We start from the raw sequence: 579 nt of genomic DNA on the forward strand, positions 1-579 counted from the left end.
CATTGGCCGCCATGTCCTCACCGCCGACAAACCGCATGCCGATGACACGCCGCTGCCGGTGCTAGCGCCCGGCTTGGGCAGGACCAAGACCGCCCGGTTGTGGACCTATGTGCGTGATGACCGGCCCTGCGGCTCGCAAGATCCGCCGGCAGTCTGGTTTGCCTATACGCCAGACCGCAAGGGCGCCCACCCGCAGCAGCACTTGAAGAACTTCACTGGCGTGCTGCAGGCCGACGGCTTTGCCGGTTATGTTGCGGCCGAATTTATGTTGCGGCGTTGGCCAGTTGCAGAGGAGACCGATGGTATTTGCCGACTGTTGACATGACATAAATTTCGGCGCCTTCTGACCTTCCAACCATCGTTCGGAGGTCTGCCATGTCCAAAAAATCCACGCATGTGAAGGTCGCGGGTAGTCGCCATCGCGAAGCTCCGTTCTTGCCGGAACGGGAGCGATATTTGCGCAACTGCGCGGATTCCGGTGCGACGCCTGGATCATTGACTGCCAAGCGCAACGAACTCATCTGGATCGCTTGCCTTCTTCCCATGACAGCGCCGCAAGGCATCGATATCGGTCAATTA

The 579-nt window shown here is 59.6% G+C and carries 1 protein-coding gene and 1 pseudogene; both read left to right on the forward strand.

The window, feature by feature from the left end:
- A pseudogene (locus tag JK635_RS27865) lies at nucleotides 1–250 on the forward strand (IS66 family transposase); the annotation flags it as partial.
- A gap of 125 nt (nucleotides 251–375) precedes the next feature.
- A partial coding sequence (locus JK635_RS27870; RefSeq protein ID WP_235887877.1) for a hypothetical protein occupies nucleotides 376–579 on the forward strand: 204 nt, incomplete at its 3' end.

The organism is Neobacillus paridis (genome assembly GCF_016765675.1).
Taxonomy (GTDB): Bacteria; Bacillota; Bacilli; order Bacillales; family Cytobacillaceae; genus Neobacillus; species Neobacillus paridis.